Annotated in this window: 17 protein-coding genes; 11 read left to right on the top strand and 6 right to left on the bottom strand. The window is 70.9% G+C overall.

Annotated elements, in window-relative coordinates; translation table 11 throughout:
- Positions 1 to 61 precede the first annotated feature (61 nt).
- Positions 62 to 415 carry an STAS domain-containing protein gene (locus Apa02nite_RS49445; RefSeq protein WP_067687668.1) on the bottom strand — a complete coding sequence of 118 codons (354 nt, stop codon included), beginning with the start codon at positions 413 to 415 and terminating at the stop codon, positions 62 to 64.
- A gap of 169 nt (positions 416 to 584) precedes the next feature.
- On the opposite strand from Apa02nite_RS49445, the gene Apa02nite_RS49440 reads away from it, so the two are divergent.
- The 6 genes from Apa02nite_RS49440 to Apa02nite_RS49415 are packed head-to-tail and all read left to right on the top strand — an operon-like array spanning position 585 to position 6206.
- Positions 585 to 1442 (top strand): STAS domain-containing protein, encoded by an 858-nt coding sequence (locus tag Apa02nite_RS49440; RefSeq protein ID WP_203831362.1) that lies wholly within the window; start codon positions 585 to 587, stop codon positions 1440 to 1442.
- A 1-nt stretch (position 1443) separates the two neighbouring features.
- Positions 1444 to 1863, top strand: a complete 420-nt coding sequence (locus tag Apa02nite_RS49435) for an STAS domain-containing protein (RefSeq protein WP_203831361.1) — start codon at positions 1444 to 1446, stop codon at positions 1861 to 1863.
- On the top strand, positions 1860 to 2264 hold the full coding sequence (locus Apa02nite_RS49430) for an ATP-binding protein (protein WP_067687674.1): 405 nt from the start codon (positions 1860 to 1862) through the stop codon (positions 2262 to 2264). The genes Apa02nite_RS49435 and Apa02nite_RS49430 overlap by 4 nt, the downstream gene beginning before the upstream one ends.
- Entirely contained in the window at positions 2252 to 3292 is a 1041-nt protein-coding gene (locus tag Apa02nite_RS49425) for a SpoIIE family protein phosphatase (protein ID WP_373873111.1), read from the top strand. Before Apa02nite_RS49430 ends, Apa02nite_RS49425 begins: the two co-directional genes overlap by 13 nt.
- Positions 3289 to 4671, top strand: a complete 1383-nt coding sequence (locus Apa02nite_RS49420; RefSeq protein ID WP_203831359.1) for a sensor histidine kinase — start codon at positions 3289 to 3291, stop codon at positions 4669 to 4671. Before Apa02nite_RS49425 ends, Apa02nite_RS49420 begins: the two co-directional genes overlap by 4 nt.
- Positions 4668 to 6206, top strand: coding sequence for a fused response regulator/phosphatase (locus tag Apa02nite_RS49415; protein ID WP_203831358.1), 1539 nt, complete (start codon positions 4668 to 4670; stop codon positions 6204 to 6206). Before Apa02nite_RS49420 ends, Apa02nite_RS49415 begins: the two co-directional genes overlap by 4 nt.
- 217 nt (positions 6207 to 6423) lie before the next feature.
- Here the strand turns inward: Apa02nite_RS49415 and Apa02nite_RS49410 are convergent, their stop codons facing one another.
- Positions 6424 to 7551 carry an FAD-binding oxidoreductase gene (locus tag Apa02nite_RS49410; protein WP_203831357.1) on the bottom strand — a complete coding sequence of 376 codons (1128 nt, stop codon included), beginning with the start codon at positions 7549 to 7551 and terminating at the stop codon, positions 6424 to 6426.
- 124 nt (positions 7552 to 7675) lie between these two features.
- Here Apa02nite_RS49410 and Apa02nite_RS49405 point away from each other — a divergent pair, with 124 nt between their 5' ends.
- Positions 7676 to 9760 (top strand): S9 family peptidase, encoded by a 2085-nt coding sequence (locus Apa02nite_RS49405; RefSeq protein WP_203831356.1) that lies wholly within the window; start codon positions 7676 to 7678, stop codon positions 9758 to 9760.
- A gap of 51 nt (positions 9761 to 9811) precedes the next feature.
- Here the strand turns inward: Apa02nite_RS49405 and Apa02nite_RS49400 are convergent, their stop codons facing one another.
- Positions 9812 to 10942: a hypothetical protein gene (locus Apa02nite_RS49400; protein WP_203831355.1), complete on the bottom strand. Its 1131-nt coding sequence runs from the start codon at positions 10940 to 10942 to the stop codon at positions 9812 to 9814.
- The gene (locus Apa02nite_RS49395; RefSeq protein ID WP_239165119.1) at positions 10939 to 12033 is read right to left on the bottom strand and encodes an XRE family transcriptional regulator; all 1095 of its coding nucleotides are present in this window, start codon (positions 12031 to 12033) and stop codon (positions 10939 to 10941) included. Before Apa02nite_RS49395 ends, Apa02nite_RS49400 begins: the two co-directional genes overlap by 4 nt.
- Positions 12034 to 12286: 253 nt before the next feature.
- Between Apa02nite_RS49395 and Apa02nite_RS49390 the strand changes: the two genes are divergently transcribed.
- From Apa02nite_RS49390 to Apa02nite_RS49380, 3 genes are all read left to right on the top strand, one after another.
- Positions 12287 to 12544: a hypothetical protein gene (locus tag Apa02nite_RS49390; protein WP_203831354.1), complete on the top strand. Its 258-nt coding sequence runs from the start codon at positions 12287 to 12289 to the stop codon at positions 12542 to 12544.
- Between the two features lie 88 nt (positions 12545 to 12632).
- Complete coding sequence (locus Apa02nite_RS49385) at positions 12633 to 13136, top strand: GNAT family N-acetyltransferase (RefSeq protein ID WP_239165121.1); 504 nt, start codon at positions 12633 to 12635, stop codon at positions 13134 to 13136.
- Positions 13137 to 13145: 9 nt separating this feature from the next.
- Positions 13146 to 14099: an NAD-dependent epimerase/dehydratase family protein gene (locus tag Apa02nite_RS49380; protein WP_203831352.1), complete on the top strand. Its 954-nt coding sequence runs from the start codon at positions 13146 to 13148 to the stop codon at positions 14097 to 14099.
- Between the two features lie 13 nt (positions 14100 to 14112).
- Here the strand turns inward: Apa02nite_RS49380 and Apa02nite_RS49375 are convergent, their stop codons facing one another.
- Together Apa02nite_RS49375 and Apa02nite_RS49370 are read right to left on the bottom strand one after the other, a co-directional pair.
- Positions 14113 to 14727 (bottom strand): dihydrofolate reductase family protein, encoded by a 615-nt coding sequence (locus Apa02nite_RS49375; RefSeq protein ID WP_067687704.1) that lies wholly within the window; start codon positions 14725 to 14727, stop codon positions 14113 to 14115.
- A 59-nt stretch (positions 14728 to 14786) separates the two neighbouring features.
- Positions 14787 to 16835, bottom strand: a complete 2049-nt coding sequence (locus Apa02nite_RS49370) for a SpoIIE family protein phosphatase (protein WP_239165118.1) — start codon at positions 16833 to 16835, stop codon at positions 14787 to 14789.
- Positions 16836 to 16938: 103 nt separating this feature from the next.
- Between Apa02nite_RS49370 and Apa02nite_RS49365 the strand changes: the two genes are divergently transcribed.
- Positions 16939 to 18156: HAMP domain-containing protein (locus Apa02nite_RS49365; protein WP_203831350.1), on the top strand; the 1218-nt coding region annotated here is incomplete at its 3' end.

Genomic DNA, 18156 nt, shown 5'->3' with positions numbered 1-18156 from the left:
GGTGCCCGATGCCGGTCGGCGACAAACTACGCCGACCGGTCCATCCAGCGAACGTCAGGAGTCAGTCGAGCGCGGGTTCTTCGGCGCTGACGGCCTCGTCGACCGTCGGGTAGGTGTGCAGCACCTCGACCAAGCCGCTCACCTCGAGGATGCGCAGCACACCCCGCTGTGGGGCGGCCAGCCGGACCGTGCCGCCGGCGTCGTCGGTGCTGTTCTTCGCCCGGACAAAAACGGACAGCCCCGTGGAGTCACAGAACGACACCTCGGCCAGGTCGAAGACGAGCCGGCTCCGGCCCTTCTCCAACAGGTCGCTGATCTGGTCCTGCAGTTGGGGGGCGGTGGCCATATCAAGTTCGCCGGCTACCGACACGACGACCATGTCGCCGCGCTGTTCGGTCTGTACCGTCAAGGACATTCGGGGATACCTCCAGTTATTGCTGAACGGTACTCCAAGTACCGAGGGGACGCGCGCTGTAGGACGAAGGGCTTGACCTCGTCCGTTTGTTGGTCTACAGCAATTAACGGACATGCTGATGGTAAAGTCCGCCCGTTGCGGACAGGTCGTGTGGTTGGGGGAGGCAGCGGTGGCGCTGAGTCCGGATGAGTCGGGTCGCTTTTCGGACCTGCTCAAAGAGCACGCCGACGGGCTGGTCGCCCGCTGGGCGGAGCTGGTCGGCGCCGGTTTGCAGGGGCGGATGAGTCGGCCGGAGCTGGAGCGGCAGACCCGAGACCTGCAGAAGGGGTTCCAGCAGGCGCTTGCTGCTGGCGCCCGAGATCTGAAAGACGAGGAGGCCGCCGAGTTGCGGGCTCAGCTGAGCGAGCTGTCGAGTCATCGCGCCCGGCAGGGGTTCTCGGCCAACGAGACGGCGATCAGCGTCTTCGCGCTGAAGGACGCCGTCCTCGACGTGCTCGGTGACACCGACGACATCAACACCCTGCGTGCCTTCGTCTCCTTCTCCGCGTTCATCGACCGGGCTGCGCTGTTCACCTTCGACAGCTATGTCCGGGTCCGCGAGTCCCTGATCGCCGACCAGACCGAGCAGCTGCTCGAGCTGTCCACCCCGGTGGTCAAGCTCTGGGACGGCGTGGTGGCCGTTCCGCTGGTCGGCACGCTCGACTCGGCTCGCGCCCAGGTGGTGATGGAGCGGCTGCTGCAGACCCTCGTCGACACCGGCTCGCCGTACGCGATCATCGACATCACCGGCGTGCCGGCGGTGGACACCCAGGTGGCCCAGCACATCCTGAAGACCGTGGTGGCCGCCCGCCTGATGGGCGCCGACTGCATCATCTCCGGGATCCGGCCGCAGATCGCCCAGACGATCGTGGCGCTCGGCATCGAGTTCGGCGATATCGCGACGAAGGCCTCGCTGGCCGACGCGCTGCGCTACGTTCTCGGCCAGAAGAGCTACAAGGTGGTCGCGGCCAAGCGGACGGAGCGCTGACGTGGAACGTGTCCCGGTCCTGAAGATCGGCGACATCCTCCTGGTCTCGATCCAGATCGACATGGAGGACCAGGTCGCCCTCCAGCTCCAGGAGGACCTCGCCGATCGCATCGTGACCACCGGTTGCCACGGTGTGATCATCGACATCAGCGCGCTGGACATCGTCGACTCGTTCGTCGGCCGCACGCTCGCCACCATCGCCTCGGTCTCCCGGGTGCTGGACGCCGAGACCGTGGTGGTCGGCATGCGCCCGGCGGTGGCGATCACCCTGGTCGAGCTGGGGCTGTCGCTGCCCGGCATCCGTACCGCGCTCAACGTGGAACTCGGCATCGAGATGCTGGCACTCAGCCGGCCACACCTGGACGTGGAATTCGACGACGACGAGGATGAGGCCGATTCGGCAGCGGTACTCGCGCCGTGAGCGAGGAGAGCCGGCAGGTTCCGGTCGCCTCGGACCAGGACGTGGTCCGGGTGCGGCAGCTGGTGCGCACCGTCTCGGTGGAGGCCAAGCTCTCCCTCGTCGACCAGACCAAGCTGGTTACCGCGGCCAGTGAGCTGGCCCGGAACACCCTGGTCTACGGCGGTGGTGGTTACGTCGAGGTGAGCCGGGTCCGCAACGAGATCCGGGCCGGTATCCGGATTGTTTTCGCCGACCAGGGCCCGGGCATTGTCGACCTGGACCTGGCCCTGACCGACGGGTACACCACCGGCGGTGGCCTGGGCCTGGGCCTGAGCGGCGCCCGCCGGCTGGTCGACGAGTTCGTCATCGAGACCGCGCCAGGCGAAGGTACGACCATCACTGTGACCAAATGGTGTCGATGAGCGGAGAAACGGTGGCTGTCGTACCCGAAGGCCTTCTCGATGAGGGGGTCTGGTTCCGGGTGGAAGCCGCCGGGACGGCTTCGGCGGTGCGCCGCACAGCCGAACGCCTCGCCGCTGATCTGGCCATGCCGGAGCGGCGTATCGCGGAGTTGTCGATCGTCGCCGCCGAGGCGGCCGGCAACCTGGTCAAGCACGCCCAGCAGGGTGTGATGCTGGTCCGCACGATCCGTACCCCGGAGCAGGCCGGTGTCGAGCTGATCGCGATCGACAGCGGGCCCGGGATGGCCGACGTGCAGCACGCGATCGGCGACGGGCACTCCACGGCCGGCACCCTGGGCATCGGGCTCGGCGCGATACTGCGTCAGGCCAGCCGCTGGGATCTGTACTCGCTGCCCGGCAAGGGGACGGTTCTGACCGTGCAGGTGTGGCCGCTGGCCGCGCCGCCGCCGGCCTGGGCGGCCGGGCTGACCCGGCCGATGGCCGGTGAGACGGTGTGCGGCGACGCCTTCGCCAGCCGCGAGGTCGACGGCCGCCATCAGCTGCTGGTCAGCGACGGGCTCGGGCACGGCGGACTGGCCGCGGCCGCTTCGCACGAGGCGGTGCGGGTCTTCCGGCAGACCCCGGCCGGGTCACCGTCCGCGGTGGTCGAGGCCTTGCATCGTACGATCGGGCACACCCGCGGCGCCGCGCTTGCCGTCGCCGAGCTCGACCCGGTGGCCCGCGTGGTCCGCTACGCGGGCCTGGGCAACATCACCGGCACGGTCTTCAGCCCGGACGGCTCCCGCCGCGGCATGGTCTCGATGCCCGGGATCGCCGGGCACCAGCGCCGGCAGATCCGGCAGTTCGAGTACCCGCTGCCCGAGGGCGCGATCGTGCTGATGCACAGCGACGGTGTGGTGGACCGCTGGAAGCCGGCCGAGTACCCGGGCCTGCTGACCCGGTCGCCCGAGTTGATCGCGGCCACCGTGCTGCGCGACGCCGGGACCCGGCGGGACGACGCCGGCGTTCTCGTGGCCCGGCTGATATGAACAGGTCCGAGCCCCTGGCACGGATGAGCCTGCGAGTCGAGCAGGACATCTTCGCGGTCCGGCAGCTCGGCCGGGAGGTGGCTCGCGCGGTCGGGCTCGAGTCACAGGACCAGACCAGGGTGGCGACCGCGCTGAGCGAGGTCTGCCGGGTGCTGCTCGCCGTCGGGGCGGACACCGACGTGACGTTCAGGGTTGAGTCGTACGGGGTACCAGCGCTCCAGGTGACAATGGCACATTCGGCGGCGGGCGGGTCATCCCGCCTTGCCGAACAGCTGCAGCTGGTCGGCCGCCTGGTCGACACGATGGAGGTCGACGATGGTGGCATCGGCACAACGGTACGGATGGCACGGCGCCTCCCTTCCGGGGCGCCGGTCCTGACCTCGACCAAGATGGACGAGATACGGGCCGCACTGGCGCAGCATGTTCCCGGCACCCCGCTCGACGAGCTGGCGGTGCAGAACCAGCAGCTGATCGCCGCCCTGGACGAGGTGCGCGCACAGCGCGACGACCTGGCCCGGCTGAACGCCGAGCTGGAGGAGACCAACCGCGGCGTGATGGCGCTCTACCACCAGCTCTCCGACGAGCTGGAGGAGACGAACCGGGGGGTGGTCGCCCTCTACGCCGAGCTGGACGAGAAGTCGGTGCAGCTGCGGGCGGCCAGTGAGGCGAAGAGCCGGTTCCTGGCCAACGTGAGTCACGAGCTGCGCGCCCCGGTCACCGCGATCATCGGGCTGGGCCGGTTGATGACCGACTCCTCGTCGGACGAGCTCACCGCCGACCAGCAGCGGCAGGTGGACCTGATCCGTACCTCGGCCAGCGATCTGCTGAGCCTGGTCAACGGGCTGCTCGACCTGGCCAAGGCGGAGGCCGGGCGGCTCGAGCCGACCTGGTCCGAGGTCGACCTCAAGGCGATGTTCGGCCAGCTCCGCGGCACGCTGCGCCCGCTTGCCACCCGGCCCGAGGTGGAGTTCGTGGTGGACGAGCCGACGGTGCCCACCCTGCGCTCGGACGAGGTGCTGCTCGCCCAGGTGCTGCGCAACCTGCTGACCAACGCGCTCAAGTTCACCGAGTCCGGCTCGGTGCGGCTGAGCGTGCGCCCGATCGGCGCCGACGTCGAGTTCGTGGTCGCCGACACCGGCACCGGTATCCCCTCTGAGCTGCACGAACGCATCTTCGAGGAGTTCTATCAGGTGCCCGGCAGCATGTCGGTGAGCGGCCGGGGCACCGGCCTGGGCCTGCCCTACGCCCGCCGGCTGGCCGGAATCCTGGGTGGCGGGCTGCGGGTCGCCTCCACCCCCGGCACCGGCAGCACGTTCACCCTTCAGCTTCCGGCCGCCGACGAGAGCGCCACCGACAAGACGAGCGAGCCCGCTTCATGACCCCGGCCACGGTCCTCGTCGTCGACGACAGCGCGACCAAGCGCTACCTGCTGGTCAGCTGGCTCACCCGGGCCGGTTTCACCATCGTCGAGGCGGAGACCGGCGGCGAGGCGCTGCGCAAGCTGGCCGAGGACAACATCGAGGCCGACCTGGTCGTCCTGGACGTCAGGCTGCCGGACATGAGCGGTTTCGAGGTCTGCGAGCGGATCAAGGGCGATAAACGGTACGGCGCACTGCCGGTGATCCACGTGTCCGCGCACGCGGTCGACGTGGCCGACCGGGCACAGGGACTGAACCGTGGCGCGGACGCGTACCTGGTCGAGCCGATCGAGCCGGACGAGCTGATCGCGACCGCGCAGGCGGTGCTGCGGTACTACCGGGCGCGGCAGCGGGCCGAGCTGCTCGCCGAGCGGATGGTCCGGCTGGCCGAGACCACGCTGGCGATCAACTCGGCGTCGACGCTGCCGGCTCTGCTGGAGGCGGCCGCGGCGGGTGCGACGGCGATCTTCGGCGGGCCGGTCGTGGTGGTGGCCGAGACGTCCGAGGGCGAGAGCCTGGCCGCGGCGGGGTCGCCCCCTGCCGTACGGAAATGGACTGTTCCCGGGCACAACGTCGCGGTGGGCTCACTGGTTCGTACCGATGACGTAGCGGACTGGAACGTGGTCGCCTGGCCGAACGGGGAATCGGTCGCGGTCGCCGCGGCCCGGCTGCGGATCGACCGCCCGCCGGTGTACGTCGCGGTCTCGGGCAGCTCGCAGACCCCGGGCTTCCCGGTGTTGCGGCAGCTCTCCCAGGCGGTCGCGGCCGCCGTGGAGGCGCAGCGCTCGTTCGACGAGGAACACCGGATCGCGGTCACCCTGCAGCGCAGCCTGCTGCAGTCGAAGCTGCCCGACGTGCCCGGCATCGAGCTGGCCGTGCGGTACGAGCCGGCCGGCGCGCAGACCGAGGTGGGCGGCGACTTCTACGAGCTGACCGTGCTGGACGGCAAGCTGCTGGTGGCGATCGGTGACGTGGCCGGGCACTCGCTGCACGCCGCCACGGTGATGGCCGAGCTGCGGCACGCGGTCCGGGCCTACGCGGTGGAGGGCCACCCGCCGGGCGCGGTGCTGGAACTGGCGAACCGGTTCATGCGGACCGTGCTGCCCGCCGATTCGGCCACGCTCTGCCTGTTCACCCTGGACCCGGCGACCGGCCGGATCCGGATGGCCTCGGCCGGTCACCTGCCGCCGCTGCTGCACGTCGACGGCGAGGTGAGTTTCCTGTCGCCGCGCGGTGTCCTGCTCGGCCTGGACGCGCCCAAGCGCGCCGAGCTGGAGCTGGAGCTGCCGCCCGGCGGCACCCTGGTGCTCTACACCGACGGGCTGATCGAGCGGCGGGACGTCGACATCGACGAGGGGTTGCGCGCGCTGGCCGCCTGCGCGGCCGAGGTCGGGCCGGACCTGGACGCCTTCTGCAGCCGTCTGCTGACCAGCCTGGCCGGCTCACGCGAGCAGGCCGACGACATCGCGGTGGTCGCGCTGCGGCGTACCGCCTAGGGCACGCCGCAGCCTCGCCTGTCCCTTAGAAGAGGTACGCCGACGATCCGGGTGAACGACTTGTAGCCGCCGGCCAGCTTGGCCCGGCCGGCGCCGGCATGCTGGTGCTGCGCTCCAGCACCGACCTCGAGGAGCTCCGGGTCGGCTGATCACCGGCCAGGCGAAAGGTCGGCTGATCACCGGCCGGACGAAGGGTCGGCTGAGCTGCCGAGGCTGATCAGAAGAGGTCACGCGGCTCGGCCATGCGGAGCTGCGTGGCCAGCGCGGGCGGCGCGGAGACCACCACGACCTTGCCGTCCCGGGCGAGCAGCACCTGATCCAGCCCCATGACGATCTCGGACACCCGGCGCGCGGCCAGCCCGGCCGGCAGGACCGCGTGCACGGTGCCCATGGCGGCCGAGCCGCGCAGGGTCACCGGGGTGCCGCAGAGGTCGCGCAACGCGTACGCCACCGCCTGCAACCCGTCCGGGCGCACCGAGATCCGCAGCGCGACGTCGGCCGGGCCGAACGGGTACCGCCCCCACCAGGGCGGGCCCTCCTGCGCCAGGACCACCTCGGCGCCCCAGACCTGGGCCAGCTTCTCGGCCCGGGTGGCCACCGACTCGGTGTCGCCCTCCAGCAGCACGGCCACCGTGCCGTGGCCGGCGCCGGGCAGGTCGACCTCGATCGCGCTCGGCTGCAGGCGCTGGATCACGGCCTGCTCGACCAGGTCGGCCACCGCGGCCGGGGTGGTCACCGGGTGGCCCAGCCAGCGGCGGGCCTCGGGCAGCGGGTGCAGCCGCAGCAGCGCCGCGGTGAGCACGCCGTCGATCTCGGCGATCCCGGGGCGGCCGTCCTCGCCGTCGGACTCGGTCTCGGCGCCGGTGGCCTCCGCGTACGTCACGCTCTCGACCTGCTCGGCGGGGCTGCCGAAGCGGTGCGCGAGCGGGCCGGCCTCGTTGACCGCGAGCATCCCGCCGACGGTGGCGCCGGGTGACGGCGGGTCGACCGCCAGGCGTTTGCCGCGCAGGGCGAGCGCGGCCTGCACGGCGGAGACCGGGGTGCCGGCCGCCACCACGGCGGTCGTGCCGTGGTGGTTCCACATCCCGTTCAGCCGGCCGGTGTCGATGACCAGGTCCAGCACCGACGGAGGCGTGCCCCAGTCGATCTTGCTGCCGGAACCGCGCGGCCGGACGCTGAGCCCGCGGTCGGCCGCGAGCCGCAGCACGGCGGCCGCGGCACGGCCGGTGGCGGGCACCGCCACATAGCCGGCTCGATGCCCGCCCACCCGGTCCACCGACCGCGCGAGGCGCGCGAAACCGGGGCCGCAGATGTCCACGAGCGCATCGAGAAGGGAATCAGTCACGTCCGAAGCCTCCCCACCAGACCGGAGCGCAGATCGAGATCCCTGAAGATCGTCCACTCTGGCATATCGTACACATGTTCTAATCGGCGAGGTGCGGGGTGTGCAAGCCGGTAACGTGTTCGGGGTGACGATCGAAACGCCCGCCGGCCCGCCGACGGCCCACCAGGCCCCGTCCGAACGCACTCACCACGGCGACACGGTCACCGATGAGTACGCCTGGCTGATGAACAAAGAGGACCCGGCGACGGTCGCCTATCTGGAGGCGGAGAACGCCTGGACCGATACGGCCACGGCGCACCTGGCCGGCCTGCGGGAGAAGGCCTTCCAGGAGATCAAGGACCGCACCCAGGAGACCGACCTGTCGGTCCCGGGCCGCAAGGGCGGGTATTGGTATTACACCCGCACCGAGGAGGGCAAGCAGTACGGCATCCAGTGCCGCGTGCCGGTCCGTCCCGGTGAGACCGCCCCGCCGGTCGACGAGCAGCGCGCCGGCGAGGAGGTGCTGCTCGACGGCAATGTGCTGGCCGAGGGCAAGGAGTTCTTCTCGCTCGGCACGTTCGACATCTCGCCGGACGGCAACTGGCTGGCCTATTCCACCGATTTTTCCGGTGACGAGCGCTTCACGCTGCGGGTCAAGGATCTGCGCACCGGCGAGGTGCTCGCCGATGAGATCCCGGACACGTTCTACGGCAGCGCCTGGTCGGGTGACGGCCGCGTGCTGTTCTACATCACCGTCGACGAGGCCTGGCGCCCCGACACGGTGCACCGGCACGTGGTCGGCGCGCCGGTCGGCGACGACGTGGTCGTCTACCGGGAGGCGGACGAGCGTTTCTGGGTCGGCGTCGAGCTCACCCGCAGCGAGAAGTTCATCGTGATCGACGCCCAAAGCAAGATCACTTCTGAGGTACGGATCATCCCGGCCGACACCCCGGACGCCGAGCCGGTGCTCGTCGCCGAGCGGCAGCAGGGCGTGGAATACCAGATCGAGCACCACGGTCACCGCTTCCTGATCCTGCACAACCGGGACGCCGAGGACTTCGCGGTCGCCTACACGTCGGTCGACGCCCCAGGCGAGTGGGTCGAGCTGATCGCGCACCAGCCCGGTACCCGCCTCGAGTCGGTCGACGCGTTCGCCCGGCACATCGTGATCTCCCTGCGCAAGGACGGCCTGACCGGTCTGCGGGTGATGTGCGACGGCAGCACCGACACGTACGACATGGACTTCCCCGAGCCGCTCTACAGCGTCGGCCTGAGCGGCAACCCGGAATATGACACGGCCACCGTCCGGATCGGCTACACCTCGCTGGTCACCCCGGAGTCGGTCTTCGACGTCGACCTGGTGACCCGGTCGATGACCCTGCGCAAGCAGAAGCCGGTGCTCGGTGGTTATGACCCGGCCGACTACGAGCAGTTCCGCGAGTGGGCCACGGCGCCGGACGGCACCCGGGTGCCGATCTCGATCGTCACGCGCAAGGGTGTGGTCCGGGACGGCTCGGCACCGGCCGTGATCTACGGCTACGGCTCCTACGAGCACAGCATCGACCCGTATTTCTCCATCGCCCGCCTCTCGCTGCTGGACCGCGGCGTGGTCTACGCGATCGCGCACGTCCGCGGCGGCGGCGAGATGGGCCGCCGGTGGTATGAGGACGGCAAGATGCTGGCCAAGAAGAACACCTTCACCGACTTCGTGGCCTGCGCCGAGGCGCTGGTCCGCAACCGCTGGACCGCCGCCGACCGGCTGGTGGCCCGCGGTGGTTCGGCCGGTGGCCTGCTGATGGGCGCGATCGCGAACCTGGCACCGGAGGCGTTCGCCGGTATCGTCGCCGAGGTTCCGTTCGTCGACCCGCTGACCTCGATCCTCGACCCGTCGCTGCCGCTCACCGTCACCGAGTGGGAGGAGTGGGGCAACCCGCTCGAGTCGGCCGAGGTCTACGCGTACATGAAGGCGTACAGCCCGTACGAGAACGTCGCCAAGCTGCCGTACTCCAAGATCTTGGCAGTGACCAGCCTCAACGACACCCGGGTGATGTACCACGAGCCGGCCAAGTGGGTGGCCCGGCTGCGCGCGACAGTTCCGGACGGGCAGTTCCTGCTCAAGACCGAGATGGGCGCCGGGCACGCCGGCCCGAGCGGCCGCTACGACTCGTGGAGGGAAGAGGCCTTCGTGCTGGCCTGGATCCTCGACACGGTGGGCGCGGCAGGCGTCTGACGCACGGTCTTCTTCCGGTACGGGCGGCAGCCGCCCGTACCGGAAAGGGCCTCAGCGATCCCGGAACGCCGTCGAGGTGTGCACGTGGTCGGTCATCGCGACCTCGTGCAGGAACTTCTCCGGGCTGGAGCTGACCGGCACCTCGTCCAGGTAGGCGCGCCAGCGTGCCAGGTCGGCCTGCCACAGCTCCACGAAGCTCTGGCACAGCCGGTGGGTGATCGCCGCGCTGCGGCCCCGCGCGGCGACCAGCGCGCGGCGCATCCGCTCACCCTCCGGGCCGTCGCCGACCAGGTCGATGACCAGGTCGATGAACCGGCGCCGCCGATACAGCGCGTCACCCCAGTAAGCGCTCTCCGCCACGGCGTCCGGCGAACCCGTCTCCAGCAGCCAGAACAAGCCTTCGGCAAGGGTGTCGCCGAGCTCCTCGGCGGCCGCGCGGCCCGGGTTGGCGAACGGGTCGTAGGTGCGCTGCCGCATCGCGCCGGCGCGCGCCGCCCGGAACGGGATGCCGTCGCCGAGCAGGAAGAACCAGTCCTCGTTGTAGATGTTGGGGTAGAACGACCGGGTGCGGAACGTGTCGACGATCATCGCGCCACCGCCGATGAACGTGCTCTGCGCGCCACCGACCTCGCGGTAGGCGTGGCAGACCACGGAGTTGTCCGCGTACCCGTGGTTGGCCAGCCCGACCGCCCGGTAGTTGTCGACGAGCCCGGCCGCCCGGTGCAGGTGCTGCGGGTCGTCGATGTGGATGTCGTCGTCCAGGAACAGCACCCGCTGCCAGCCCGAGCCGCGGGCCAGGACGAGCCCGAGGTTCCGCTTCAGGCTGAGGTCGCTGGTGCTGCCGAACCCGGCCTCCCGCAACCGCCGGTCGGTGGCGAACGCCGGGAGTTTGCGGGCCAGGGGCTGGTCCACGTCGACCGCCAGGACCGCGGCCTCCTCGTGCTCGGCGAGCTTGCGGGCCCGCTCGGCGGAGGCGTCCCGGCTGCAGAGCGCGACCACCGGGCAGCCGATCGCCGTGCCGACCTGCATGACGTGCCGCAGCGCGTCGACCGGCCAGGCGGTCGGCACGATGATCGCGTCCAGCCCGGCGGGTGCGCCGGTCGGCAGCTCCTCGTCCTGCAGCAGGCCGGCGTGCGAGCCGTGGTGCAGCTCGCGGGCGTCGACGAGGGACCCCGGGCTCAACGCTCGTCCACCTCCGGCCAGGTGTGCAGGAGCGTGCCCGGCGCGGTCCAGTCCGGGGTGGCGGCGACGCCGTTCAGCACCTGGACGCGGAAGAGCAGGCTGAAGGCGTCCCCGGTGAAGGTCTGCGCGAGGTGCTCGGCGTTCTTCTCCCGGAAGACGTCATGGGTCAGCGTGCGAACCGCTCCGTAAACCCCACTGCCGTACATTCCGTTGCATACGGTCAGGGTCCGCTCGCGGTTCATCGGGTTCGGCGCCCGGAAGAAATGTCCCACGTCCTGAACCAGCACCCGGGCACCTCCGCGGTTGTCGAACTCCGGCGGGAAGGAGTGCGTCTCGCCCCGACTAACGACTCGGAAGCAGCCGCGGCTCGGGTCGTCGTCGTCCGAGTGCTGGGTGACCGGGATCGGGGTCAGCCGCATGGCGTCCTGGGTCGCGTCGTTCCAGTCGATCCCGCCGAGCAGCACCAGGTGGGCGGTCCAGTCGTCCTCCTGCATGTCGCGGGCGCCGACGTAGCGCACCTCGAGGTCGGGGTTGACCGCGCGCAGGTGCCCGTGCAGCTCGAACAGCGAGTCGAGGTCGGCCAGCCGGGAGAGCTTCGAGCGGTCCGGGTCGAGGGTGGCCGGCGGCGCCTCGGTGCCCGGCTCGGCGCAGACGATCACCACGGGCCCCACCTTGTAGTGCCACGGCCCGCGGCCCACGATGCTCGGCCGGCCCGGCACGTCGGTGGTCGCCGCCGCCTCGTCCGGGGCGAGCGCCGCGGCCCGCAGCGCGAACAGCTCGTCCCGCAGCAGGGCCCGGGTCGCCGCCTCCTCCGGCGTCAGGTCGCCCTCACTGACCAGCCGGTACGGCCGCCGCTCGATCGAACGGCGGCTGCTGAAGAAGGTCAGGATGGCGTTGAGCCGATCCTCGGGAGGAGCGGTGGGGTCGGCGACGCGCTCCCAGGACGAGACGAGCTGGAGACTCGCCTTCTTCCGCCCGCTGATCGCCTCGGCCAGCTCCGCCTGGGTGATCGAGACATCTGGCCACCACGACTTGCGCAGCTCACGCAATCGCTTGGCGAGAACCCGACCGGGGTCGGCCACAGCGGACACTCCGGCACCTCCAGGAAATTTCACTGTACTACACCCGACGAGCCGTATCGCCCATCGCCAGCTGGCGCTCTGCACCCTAGCAGTCGCAGGTGGAACCGCGTGGCAGGCGCAACGACACGTGCCTGATCCGTGATCGGCGTGAATGAATCTTCTAGTTTCCTCTACTCATTGCTCGGCTGAACTCCAGCAATCTACAGTTCAATTAAATGCACTACAGGTGGAACAGTCGAAGACCGACATGCAGGGGGTTCCCATGCACGCGACCGTCCCGACCCTCGCCGAAGTCATCCCCTCCGCCGTCGACGGCGCATACGCGCAGGAGCTGTCGGCCGCCCTGGTGGCGCTGGCCGCCCTGGCCGCCGTGCTCGTCGTCGCCTGGCTCGTCCTCAGCGTCACCTTCACCATCGTCCGGGTGGTCACCGTGGCCGCCCGGCTGCCGCTGACGGCGGCCTTCCTGATCACCGGAGGGCTCGGCGCCACGGTGGTCGTCATCGGCCTGCTGAACCGCTGACGAGCCCGCGCTGCTGTCGTCCCGAGTCGACAGCAGCGCCCAGTAGCGGCACGATCACCGAAGGCGAGCCGGGGGAGGCCCAGCGGTGATGGACGACGTGTCGATACGTGCGGCCTCGGACGAGGACGTCCGCAAACTCATCGAGGACCGGTACGACCGGCACCACCTGCTCGACCATCTCCACCACCGCCGGGGCATCCTGCTGCTGGCCCTGGTCGGCGAGGGTCTCGCCGGGCACCTCTTCCTCCGGTTCGCGCCGCCCGAGGAGCCGGAACTGCGCGACGGGCTGCCCGGCGTCCCGCTGCTCCAGCACCTGCGCGTGATGGAACGGCATCAGCGTTCCGGTGTCGCCCGCCGGCTGCTCGCCGAGGCCGAGGACCGGCTTCGCGCGCTCGGACACGGACGGGTCGCCCTGGGCGTACATCCCGACAACCACCGGGCCATCCGGCTCTACGAGGACTTATCCTTCACCGCGTGGCGGGACCGGCATCTGGCCACGTTCCGTGAACATGTGCTCGAGGACGGCAACACGGTACGCGTGCAGGAACCGTGTCTCGTCCTGGTGAAGCAGCTGGCGCCGCCATCCGGATGAGGACCGACGTTGACCTGGATCGTGACCGGTGGCGCCGGTTTCATCGGCGGGCACGTCGTGCACCTGTTGAGTCGCCGGCACCACGTGGTGGTCTTCGACGACCTCTCCACCGGGCGCCCCGACCGGCTGCCGCCCGACGTACCCGTGGTCAAGGGCTCGGTCACCGACCCGGATGAGCTGGACAAGCTGTTCGAGCAGCATCCGGCGGCTGGCGTCGTGCACCTCGCGGCGCGCAAGACCGCGCTGGAGGACGCCCCGTACCGGTCGCACAACGTCGAGGGGACCGGGAACCTGCTCACCGCGATGGCCCGGGCCGGGGTGGGGCGGTTGCTGTTCGCGTCGTCCGCGGCGGTCTACGGCGACACCGGGCGGACACCGGTCGTGGAGGGGCAGCCGCGGCGGCCGGTCAACCCGTACGGCGTGACCAAGGACGAGGGGGAGCGGCTGATCGCGGAGCACGGCGACGAGCGGCTGCGGTCGCTGGCGCTGCGGCAGTTCAACGTGATCGGGGCCGGGACGCATCCGTACGCGGCGGACACCGGGGCGGCCAGCCTGCTGCCGGCGGTGTTCCGGGCGCTCACCGACGGGACGGAGCTCGTCGTGCGGGGCGGTGACTACCCCACGCCGGACGGCAGCGCGGTGCGCGACTACGTGCACGTCGAGGACGTGGCCCGGGCGTACCTGCGGGGGGTCGCTCTTCTCGGCGGCCGGTCGTGGCAGCCGTCGCGTCAGGCGGTGAACATCGGCAGCGGCCGGCCGACGTCGGTGCTCGACATCGTCCGGATCGCCGGGCGGGTGGCCGGTGCCGAGCTGCCGTTCCGTACCGGCGAACGGCGGCCCGGTGACGCCGCGGCGGTGATCGCGGACGTCGGCCGGGCCGAGCGGATGGGCTTCCGCGCGCGGCGCACGGTCGAGGACGCGGTCGCGTCCGCCTGGGCGTCCTGGCGCCGGCCCGCCGGCTGAACCGGCGGACGGGTCAGTACGGCGCGGGGAGCAGGGTCACGGTCTCGGCCGCCAGGTGGCGGCCCAGCCGGGCGACGTCGCCGACCGCGTACGTCAGGTAGGCGAACTGGCCGACCTCGCGCACCCCGGTCAGGATCATCTCGTCCACCCGCAGCCGGTGCTTCAGCAGCGGGGTGCCGCTGCCCAGCACGGCCGGCGCGATGCCCAGGATGATCTCGTCGAGCAGTCCCTCGGCGGCGAACTGGGCGACCAGGTCGCCACCGCCGGCCAGCCAGACGTTCTTGCCCTGTGCGGCGACGAGCATCGCCTCGTGCACCCGGCGGACGTCCCCACTGATCATGAAGACGTTGGCGTCCGGCACCGGCGGCAGGTCACGGTGGGTGAAGACCCAGCACGGCACGTCGCCGTACATGTCGTGCCAGTTCTGCGGTTCTTCCAGCAGGTTGTCGTTCTCCAGCACCCACTCGTAGGTGGTCGCGCCCATGGCGAACGCTCCGACGCCGGAGAAGAACTCGCCGAACGGGTTCTGCGTTCCCTCGTCCACCTCGAAGAGCCAATCCAGCGAGTTGCGCTCGTCGGCGATGAAGCCGTCGATGCTGGTGGCGGTGTAATACTGCGTCTTCGCCATGCCAACACCATGCCACGATCGGCCCGACAAAAAGGGCAGATCTAATGGGTACGACGGATTCAGGCGTCGTTGCGCAGCACCAGGATCGCGATGTCGTCGCGGGGCTCCTCGACCGAGAAGTTGATCGTCGTGGAGCGCAGCCTGGCGGCCATCGCGTCGGCGGGGTATCCGGCGAGCGGCGCGGCCGCGTCCCGCAGCCGGCTCGAGCCGAACAGCTCCCGGCCACGGCGCCGCTCGGTAACCCCGTCGGTGTAGAAGATCAGCGAGTCGCCGGGCCGGAGCGTGATCTCGGCGTCCGGTGAGGAGATCGTCTCCAGCAGACCGAGCGCGGTGCCGCCCTCGCCGACGTACGTGGTCGTGCCGTCCGCCCGGACCAGCACCGCCCGGTCGTGCCCGGCCAGGTGCAGGCAGACGCCGAGGGTCTGGTCCAGCCGCCGGACCACCGAGGCCATCGCGAGCGTGCAGTACCGCCCGCCGCCGCGCTGCACCAGCGTGCGGTTGACCCGGTGCAGGATCTCGCTGAGTGACTTGCCGTCGTCGACCAGGATCCGGATCACGTCCCGGACCAGGCCGGTCACCGTGGCCGCCTGCACACCCTTGCCGGAGACGTCGCCGACCACCACCAGCCAGCGGTTGTCGCCGAACGGCATCACGTCGTAGAAGTCGCCGCCCACCTCGGAGCCGGTCGGCACGTACTCGGCGGCGAAGCCGATCCCCTCGACGTGCGGCAGGGCCGGCGGCAGCAGCGAGGCCTGCAGGGTGCGCGCGACGGTACGCCGCTCGTCGTGGATCCGGGCGTTGTCGATCGCCAGCGCGGCCCGCCGGGCCACGTCCTCGAGCACGGCCACCTCGTCGGCGTCGTGCCGGTGCTTGGCGTGCCGGCCGACCGCGAGCGTGCCGAGCCGGGCGCCCCGGGCCACCAGCGGCACCGCGAAGCCCTCCAGCGGGGCGCCGAACATCACCTGGGTGCCGAGCCGGGACGCCTCCTCCAGCCGGGCCAGGATCGACTCCGGGCCGGTCTCGGCGAGCGTGGCGTGCAGCTGGGCGAGTGTGGACTCGTCGGCATGGGTGGCCGCGGAGAGCTGCAACCGGCCCCAGGCGTCGGTGGTGTGCACCGCGCACCACTGGCCCAGCCGGGGCACCACCAGCTGCGGGATCAGCGCCATCGTGAGGTTGACGTCGAGGGACTGTGCGAGCAGCTCGCTGGCCTCGGCCAGGAACGTGATCCAGGTCTGCCGGCGGACGTCGGCGCGGCGCAACCGGTCGTTCTCCAGGTGCAGCGAGAACCGTTCGGCGACCATGACGGTGAGGGCCTGGGCGTATCCCACCGGGGCGGCGTCCAGCTCCAGCTCACCGGAGTACGGCCGGTGCACGGTCAGGGGGACCCGGATGGTGTCCGCGTTGTCCCGGGGAGCGCGGCCGTACCGGGCGAGCAGCTGCCGGCCCATGCCGTCGCCGCGGTCCACCCGTACGACGCCGCCGGCCGCGCCGGTCAGCCGGGCCAGCCGGGAGAGCAGGTCGGCGGCCAGCTCGGCGAGGCCCTCGTCGGTCTGCCGGTCGGAGCCGCTGCGCAGCAGCCCGGTCAGCGCGCCGAGGCTGGGTGCGTCCGTCGCGGTCGGGATCCGGCCCTGGCCGGTGCCGTCCGGGTGGCGGTGGTCGAGGTGGAACCAGACGCCCTTGCCGTCGCCCTCGTGCACGGTGCCCCACCGGCTGGCGAAGTGGTCGACGAGCAGCAGGCCACGGCCGCGCTCGGCCACCTCGCCGATGTCCGGGCTCTCGTTCTTCGGCCCGACGGCGAGCTGCTCGACCGGCCCGGGCGCGAAGTCGGTGACCGTCACGGTCAGCCCGCTCGGGTCGGCGGTCACCTCGATGTCCAGGTCGGTGTTAGCGTGCACCACCGCGTTGGTGGAGAGTTCGGTGGTCAGCAGGAGGGCCTCGTTGAGCAGGCCGTCCAGGCCGGCTTCCTCCAGCACCGAGCGGACCAGCGCACGCGCCGCTGCCGGGGTGCGCCGGTCGTTGGGAAGGCGGGCACGGCGGACAAGGGTGCCGGATGACGCTCCCGCGGGGATGCTCGTCCTGGTTCCGACCTCGGCTGGCACAGCATGCATCCTCTCCCTTGAGCGGGTGTATGCACAAAGTCGTCTCTCGCATTGACCCGGTCGGGCGAGAGAGGATAGGTAACCCGGCAGTTGAACAGCGAGTGAGGACAGCATGACTGCGGCCAAGGAAGCCAGCGTCGGCGGGCCCGACGAGACGGTTCTGCTCAGCGAGCTCGCGGAGGCGCTACGCCGGGTTCGGCGCGGCGATCTGAAGGTTCGGCTGCCCCGTCGCGGCGGTCTGGCCGGTTCGGTGGCGGAGGCCTTCAACGAGGTCATCTCGCTGCAGGAACGGCAGAATCTCGACCTCCGCCGGATCAGCCGGATCGTCGGCCGCGACGGCCGTCTCACCGAGCGGCTCGACGAGGAGGGCCTGGACGGCTCGTGGGCGGACAGCGTCCGTTCGATCAACTCGCTGATCGACGATCTGGGCCGGCCCACCACCGAGATCTCCCGGGTGGTCGGCGCGGTGGCGGAAGGCGACCTTTCTCAGCACATGGCGCTGGAAATGGACGGCCGGCCCCTGCGGGGTGAATTCCTCCGGATCGGCCGCACGGTGAACACGATGGTGGACCAGCTGTCCTCGTTCGCCGACGAGGTGACCCGGGTGGCCCGCGAGGTGGGCACCGAGGGTGAGCTGGGTGGCCAGGCCGACGTCCGGGGCGTGGCCGGCACCTGGAAGGACCTCACCGACTCGGTGAACCTGATGGCGTCGAACCTGACCCACCAGGTGCGCTCGATCTCCCAGGTGGCGACCGCGATGGCCCGCGGCGACCTGTCCCAGAAGATCACCGTGTCGGCCCGCGGCGAGGTCGCCGAGCTGTCCGACACCATGAACGGCCTGACCGACACCCTGCGGCTCTTCGCCGAGCAGGTGACCCGGGTGGCCCGCGAGGTGGGCACCGAGGGCAAGCTGGGCGGCCAGGCCGAGGTGCCGAACGTGGCCGGCACCTGGAAGGACCTCACCGACTCGGTGAACTCGATGGCGTCGAACCTGACCAGTCAGGTGCGCAACATCGCGCAGGTCTCCACGGCGGTGGCCAAGGGCGACCTGTCGCAGAAGATCACGGTGGCCGCGCAGGGCGAGATCCTCGAGCTCAAGGACACCGTGAACACCATGGTGGACCAGTTGTCGTCGTTCGCCGACGAGGTGACCCGGGTGGCCCGCGAGGTGGGCACCGAGGGCCGGCTGGGTGGGCAGGCCCAGGTGCGTGGCGTCTCCGGCACGTGGCGCGACCTGACCGAAAATGTCAACCAGCTCGCCGCCAACCTGACCGCGCAGGTGCGGAACATCTCGCAGGTCTCCACGGCGGTGGCGAAGGGCGACCTGTCG

The sequence above is a fragment of the Actinoplanes palleronii genome, from assembly GCF_016862315.1.
GTDB lineage: Bacteria > Actinomycetota > Actinomycetes > Mycobacteriales > Micromonosporaceae > Actinoplanes > Actinoplanes palleronii.
This window is presented reverse-complemented; position numbering and strand designations above follow the sequence as displayed.